Annotated in this window: 5 protein-coding genes and 1 rRNA gene; 5 read left to right on the top strand and 1 reads right to left on the bottom strand. The window is 42.7% G+C overall.

The window, feature by feature from the left end:
• Positions 1-1149, top strand: a 1149-nt coding sequence (tuf, locus tag L659_RS0116815) for an elongation factor Tu (protein WP_024589504.1), incomplete at its 5' end; no start/stop codon positions are given.
• Between the two features lie 437 nt (positions 1150-1586).
• Here the strand turns inward: tuf and L659_RS0116805 are convergent.
• Complete coding sequence (locus L659_RS0116805) at positions 1587-2447, bottom strand: YicC/YloC family endoribonuclease (protein ID WP_024591296.1); 861 nt, start codon at positions 2445-2447, stop codon at positions 1587-1589.
• A gap of 179 nt (positions 2448-2626) precedes the next feature.
• Between L659_RS0116805 and rph the strand changes: the two genes are divergently transcribed.
• From rph to L659_RS0116785, 4 genes are all read left to right on the top strand, one after another.
• Positions 2627-3340 carry a ribonuclease PH gene (gene rph / locus L659_RS0116800; protein ID WP_002958890.1) on the top strand — a complete coding sequence of 238 codons (714 nt, stop codon included), beginning with the start codon at positions 2627-2629 and terminating at the stop codon, positions 3338-3340.
• 18 nt (positions 3341-3358) lie between these two features.
• On the top strand, positions 3359-4003 hold the full coding sequence (gene pyrE, locus L659_RS0116795; protein ID WP_007583381.1) for an orotate phosphoribosyltransferase: 645 nt from the start codon (positions 3359-3361) through the stop codon (positions 4001-4003).
• Positions 4004-4059: 56 nt separating this feature from the next.
• Positions 4060-4440 carry a diacylglycerol kinase gene (locus tag L659_RS0116790; RefSeq protein ID WP_024591295.1) on the top strand — a complete coding sequence of 127 codons (381 nt, stop codon included), beginning with the start codon at positions 4060-4062 and terminating at the stop codon, positions 4438-4440.
• Between the two features lie 561 nt (positions 4441-5001).
• Positions 5002-6537 (top strand): 16S ribosomal RNA (locus tag L659_RS0116785).
• Positions 6538-6585: the final 48 nt, after the last annotated feature.

Genomic DNA, 6585 nt, shown 5'->3' with positions numbered 1-6585 from the left:
GTAAACGTTGGTACAATCGGCCACGTTGACCACGGTAAAACTACACTAACTGCAGCAATCACTAACGTACTTGCAAAAGTATACGGCGGTGTTGCTAAAGATTTCGCATCAATCGACAACGCTCCTGAAGAGCGCGAACGTGGTATCACTATTTCAACGTCTCACGTTGAATACGATACTCCTTCACGTCACTACGCACACGTAGATTGTCCTGGTCACGCCGATTATGTTAAAAACATGATCACTGGTGCTGCTCAAATGGACGGCGCGATCTTAGTAGTTGCTGCGACTGATGGCCCTATGCCACAAACGCGTGAGCACATCCTTCTTTCTCGTCAAGTTGGCGTTCCTTACATCATCGTGTTCATGAACAAATGTGACATGGTAGATGACGAAGAGCTACTTGAACTAGTAGAAATGGAAGTTCGTGAACTTCTTTCAGAATACGATTTCCCAGGTGATGACTTACCTCTAATTGCTGGTTCTGCGCTTAAAGCGTTAGAAGGCGAGAAAGAGTGGGAAGATAAGATTGTTGAGCTTGCAAACGCACTTGATACTTACATCCCAGAGCCAGAGCGTGACATTGATAAGCCTTTCATCATGCCTATCGAAGACGTTTTCTCAATCCAGGGTCGTGGTACTGTTGTAACTGGTCGTGTTGAAGCTGGTATCATCCGCATCAATGACGAAGTAGAAATTGTTGGTATCAATGATACAACTCGTTCTACTTGTACTGGTGTTGAAATGTTCCGTAAGCTTCTAGACGAAGGTCGTGCTGGCGAAAACATCGGCGCACTTCTACGTGGTACTAAACGTGAAGATGTTGAACGTGGTCAAGTACTAGCTAAGCCTGGTTCAATCAACCCACATACTACATTCACTTCAGAAGTATACGTACTTTCGAAAGATGAAGGTGGTCGTCATACTCCATTCTTCAAAGGTTACCGTCCACAGTTCTACTTCCGTACAACTGACGTAACAGGTGACGTACAGTTACCAGATGGCGTAGAAATGGTAATGCCTGGTGATAACATCAAGATGACAGTAACTCTAATCGCACCAATCGCGATGGATGAAGGTCTTCGTTTTGCTATCCGTGAAGGTGGTCGTACTGTAGGTGCTGGTGTTGTAGCAACTATCGTAGCGTAATTATTAGCCTAGCTAATTTTTACCAAAAAACCCGAGCTTAGTCTCGGGTTTTTTAATGTCTAAAATAAAGTGTCATATGAAGGTGGCGCTCTTACTTTAGGCGTAGGTGCGTTGTAGTAACGTTCAAAGCGTAATTATTAGCCTAGCTAATTATTACCAAAAAGCCCGAGCTTAGTCTCGGGCTTTTTAATATCTAGAATAGAGTGTCATATGAAGGTGGCGCTCTTACTTTAGGCGTAGGTGCGTTGTAGTAACGTTCAAAGCGTAATTATTAGCCTAGCTAATTGTTACTAAAATAAAGAGTGATTTGAAGGTGAGAATCTCACATCAGATGAAGATGCTTGGTAAAAACATTCAAAATATTATTGGTATTAATAAAAAACCCGAGCCTAGCCCGGGTTTTGATAAGTTATGAATATGCCATAATTAGCTGAAAACTATTCAATATTTTGAATTTGTTCTCTCATTTGTTCAATCAATACTTTTAGCTCTACAGCGGCATTAGTGATGTCACTATTGATAGACTTAGATGCTAGCGTGTTAGCTTCACGATTAAATTCTTGCATCATAAAATCTAGGCGGCGGCCACATGCGCCACCTTTTTTAAGGATTTTTTTAGTTTCTTTAACGTGAGACTTTAAACGATCTAATTCTTCAGCTACATCTTGTTTTTGAGCAAGATAAATAAGTTCTTGTTCAAGGCGTGACTCGTCAATGTTTGCTGTTAAGTCTTCTAGCTTTTGAGCCAGTTTTTCACGCTGCCACTTAGCAATCTCAGGCATATGCGTTTCTACAATTTCTACTTGCTCTAAAATCGCATCAAGGCGGATTGCTATCATTTCTTCAAGGTTTGCACCTTCATCGCCACGAGCTGATTTAAAATCTTCGATTACTTGATCAAGACCAGCAATTAGTGCTGTATTAACGCTATCCATATCAAGTTCTTCAGCTTCCATAACACCAGGCCAACGCAATATATCAACAGGATTAATGTCGCCATTACTTTGCTGTTGAACCCATTTAGCGCTATTTATAAGTTGCTCAGCAAGGGCTTGGTTAATTGATAGCTCACCAACATGGGCAGGATTTGCTACAAACTTTAAAAAAACCTCAACTTTACCGCGTTGTAAGTGTTTGCGTAAACGCTCACGAATAACTGGCTCCATGCCACGAAATTGCTCTGGTGCGCGAATAAATGTTTCAAGGTAACGCTGGTTCACTGAACGAACTTCCCAAGTGCCAGTTCCCCAATCGCCTTTTATTTCGCGACGCGCATAAGCTGTCATACTGTGGATCATGGATATTTTCCTAAATTTATAAATACAATATTACGATGATTATACCGTAACACCGCTTAAGCTCTAGGGAAAATTTAATACACTGAATATTTTGCATACAGCTATTTATTTAAATCAGCATGGTATCTATACCCACATACACTTATAATGTCGCAAATTCTGAATTAAGGGGATCGTCAATGCGTCCAAGCGAAAGAACACCTAACCAAATTAGACCTGTTACATTTACACGTAATTATACTTTGCATGCTGAAGGCTCAGTACTTGTTGAGTTTGGTAACACCAAAGTACTTTGTACAGCGACTGTCGAATCGGGCGTTCCTCGTTTCATGAAAGGTCAGGGTAAAGGTTGGATCAATGCTGAATACGGTATGTTACCGCGAGCAACGCATACGCGTAATGCTCGAGAAGCTGCACGTGGTAAGCAGGGCGGTCGTACTATGGAAATTCAACGCTTAATTGCACGTGCACTTCGTGCTGCCGTTGATTTAAAAGCACTTGGCGAAAACACAATCACTATTGACTGTGATGTAATCCAAGCAGATGGCGGTACACGTACTGCTTCTATAAGTGGTGCATGTGTTGCACTTGTTGATGCACTAACGCACATGCGTGCAAAGGGTATGATTAACTCAAACCCACTTAAGCATATGATTGCAGCTATTTCGGTAGGTATATATAAAGGCCAAGCAATTAGCGATTTAGAATATATTGAAGATTCAGCAGCAGAAACTGATATGAATGTAATTTTAACCGAAACAGGTAAAATTATAGAAATTCAAGGTACAGCCGAAGGCGAACCTTTCTCGTTTGATGAGCTAGATGAGTTACTTACTTTAGCTAAACATTCTATTCGTGAAATCATTGACGTACAAAAGCAAGCATTAGCATAAATAGGTAGGCCACTAGATATGAAAGATTATCAAAAAGAGTTTATAGAATTTGCTCTAGAGAAGCAGGTATTAAAATTTGGTGAGTTTACTTTAAAGTCAGGGCGCATAAGTCCTTACTTTTTTAATGCCGGTTTGTTTAATACAGGTCGTGACTTAGCACGTTTAGGTCGTTTTTATGCATCAGCATTAGAAGATTCAGCGATAGAGTACGATGTACTATTTGGTCCCGCGTATAAGGGTATCCCAATAGCGACAACGACGGCAGTTGCATTAGCAGATCACCATGATAAAGATGTACCGTACTGTTTTAACCGTAAAGAGAAAAAAGCACACGGTGAAGGTGGTACATTAGTAGGCTCAGAACTCAATGGCAAAATAATGCTAGTTGATGATGTAATTACCGCAGGTACCGCTATTCGTGAGTCTATGGAAATTATTGCACAAAATGGTGCAGACCTTAGTGGTGTTTTAATTGCATTAGATCGCCAAGAAAAAGGTAAAGCCGAGTTATCAGCTATTCAAGAAGTTGAACGCGACTTTAATACCAAAGTAATTTCTATTGTAAAATTAGCAGACCTTATTAGCTACCTTGAAAACCAAGGAACGATGGGCGAGCATTTAGCCTCAGTTAAAGCTTACCGTGATCAATACGGCGTAGCATAAATAAAAAGCCTCGCAGTGCGGGGCTTTATTTTGACCTTCATTCATAGAGTTTATTAATGAAAGATGTATTAAAACCAAATGGCTTAGGCCTCAAACGCGTTTTCAAAGCAACCTATTGCTCCTATCTTGGCTTTAAAGCAGCATTTAAAGAAGAAGCTGCATTTAGACAAGAGCTATTACTAAGCCTTATATTATTCCTCACTTCATTTTGGCTTGCTTCATCATTATTACACTGGGCAATACTAATTAGCTCACTGCTTATTATTCTAATTGTTGAATTGCTAAACTCTGCCATTGAAGCATTAACAGATCGAGTAAGTACAGAATTGCATGTATTGTCAGGTAGAGCCAAAGATATGGGATCTGCAGCCGTAACACTTTCATTAACGATCGTATTGATCATATGGGGTGTAAGTCTTTATATGAAGATCGTTTAAGCTTACTTTTAATATTAGTGAAGTTTAAACACCTTTAGTTGTTAATAATTTGCTAGTTATGTTGTATTTTTAACGTGTTTAGCTCAAATACTCAGCGAACAGCACATTATTTCAAGTTTTCTTCAAAAAAGGGTTGATCTGTTTTCGGATCTCCCTATAATGCGACCCACTGAGACGGGAAACGCCAACGCATAGCGAGGCACGAACAACTCAGGGTGTTAAGTAAAACTTAGTTTGAATCTTTTTAGAAAGTTTAAATTTAAGTGTTGACAAAAAAATAGGAAAGCGTAATATGCGCAGCCCTAGCGAGATAAAGTTTGACTTTATAATCGCAACGTTCTTTAACAATATAAAGCAATCATCTGTGTGGGCACTCGTACAGATTGAGTTCTAACAGCCAAACTACTTAGGTAGCGAGGCAAACAAATTAGAGTCTCAATTGAAAACTGAGTGACCAACAGAATAGTTATTTCGGTAATTATTCGGCACAGTCAATTCAATATCGAAAGATATTAAAATAAATTCAGAATTCATTGAGCTGTCGAAAGACATAAAACTTTTTAATTGAAGAGTTTGATCATGGCTCAGATTGAACGCTGGCGGCAGGCCTAACACATGCAAGTCGAGCGGTAACAGAAAGTAGCTTGCTACTTTGCTGACGAGCGGCGGACGGGTGAGTAATGCTTGGGAACATGCCTTGAGGTGGGGGACAACAGTTGGAAACGACTGCTAATACCGCATAATGTCTACGGACCAAAGGGGGCTTCGGCTCTCGCCTTTAGATTGGCCCAAGTGGGATTAGCTAGTTGGTGAGGTAATGGCTCACCAAGGCGACGATCCCTAGCTGGTTTGAGAGGATGATCAGCCACACTGGGACTGAGACACGGCCCAGACTCCTACGGGAGGCAGCAGTGGGGAATATTGCACAATGGGCGCAAGCCTGATGCAGCCATGCCGCGTGTGTGAAGAAGGCCTTCGGGTTGTAAAGCACTTTCAGTCAGGAGGAAAGCGTGGTGGTTAATACCCATCATGTGTGACGTTACTGACAGAAGAAGCACCGGCTAACTCCGTGCCAGCAGCCGCGGTAATACGGAGGGTGCGAGCGTTAATCGGAATTACTGGGCGTAAAGCGTACGCAGGCGGTTTGTTAAGCGAGATGTGAAAGCCCCGGGCTCAACCTGGGAACTGCATTTCGAACTGGCAAACTAGAGTGTGATAGAGGGTGGTAGAATTTCAGGTGTAGCGGTGAAATGCGTAGAGATCTGAAGGAATACCGATGGCGAAGGCAGCCACCTGGGTCAACACTGACGCTCATGTACGAAAGCGTGGGGAGCAAACGGGATTAGATACCCCGGTAGTCCACGCCGTAAACGATGTCTACTAGAAGCTCGGAGCCTCGGTTCTGTTTTTCAAAGCTAACGCATTAAGTAGACCGCCTGGGGAGTACGGCCGCAAGGTTAAAACTCAAATGAATTGACGGGGGCCCGCACAAGCGGTGGAGCATGTGGTTTAATTCGATGCAACGCGAAGAACCTTACCTACACTTGACATACAGAGAACTTACCAGAGATGGTTTGGTGCCTTCGGGAACTCTGATACAGGTGCTGCATGGCTGTCGTCAGCTCGTGTTGTGAGATGTTGGGTTAAGTCCCGCAACGAGCGCAACCCCTATCCTTAGTTGCTAGCAGGTAATGCTGAGAACTCTAAGGAGACTGCCGGTGATAAACCGGAGGAAGGTGGGGACGACGTCAAGTCATCATGGCCCTTACGTGTAGGGCTACACACGTGCTACAATGGCGCATACAGAGTGCTGCGAACTCGCGAGAGTAAGCGAATCACTTAAAGTGCGTCGTAGTCCGGATTGGAGTCTGCAACTCGACTCCATGAAGTCGGAATCGCTAGTAATCGCGTATCAGAATGACGCGGTGAATACGTTCCCGGGCCTTGTACACACCGCCCGTCACACCATGGGAGTGGGTTGCTCCAGAAGTAGATAGTCTAACCCTCGGGAGGACGTTTACCACGGAGTGATTCATGACTGGGGTGAAGTCGTAACAAGGTAGCCCTAGGGGAACCTGGGGCTGGATCACCTCCTTATACGATTTAGAACTTATTTGTTCGTAGTGTCCACACAGATGATTGTTA

This window comes from Pseudoalteromonas sp. S8-8, from assembly GCF_000497875.1.
GTDB classification, from domain to species: domain Bacteria; phylum Pseudomonadota; class Gammaproteobacteria; order Enterobacterales; family Alteromonadaceae; genus Pseudoalteromonas; species Pseudoalteromonas arctica.
This window is presented reverse-complemented; position numbering and strand designations above follow the sequence as displayed.

What these genes read in the sequence shown, in the direction of transcription:
- L659_RS0116805 (WP_024591296.1), bottom strand. Translation starts at nt 2,447, where the DNA reads ATGATCCACAGTATGACAGCTTATGCGCGTCGCGAAATAAAAGGCGAT.
- rph (WP_002958890.1), top strand. Translation starts at nt 2,627, where the DNA reads ATGCGTCCAAGCGAAAGAACACCTAACCAAATTAGACCTGTTACATTT.
- pyrE (WP_007583381.1), top strand. Translation starts at nt 3,359, where the DNA reads ATGAAAGATTATCAAAAAGAGTTTATAGAATTTGCTCTAGAGAAGCAG.
- L659_RS0116790 (WP_024591295.1), top strand. Translation starts at nt 4,060, where the DNA reads ATGAAAGATGTATTAAAACCAAATGGCTTAGGCCTCAAACGCGTTTTC.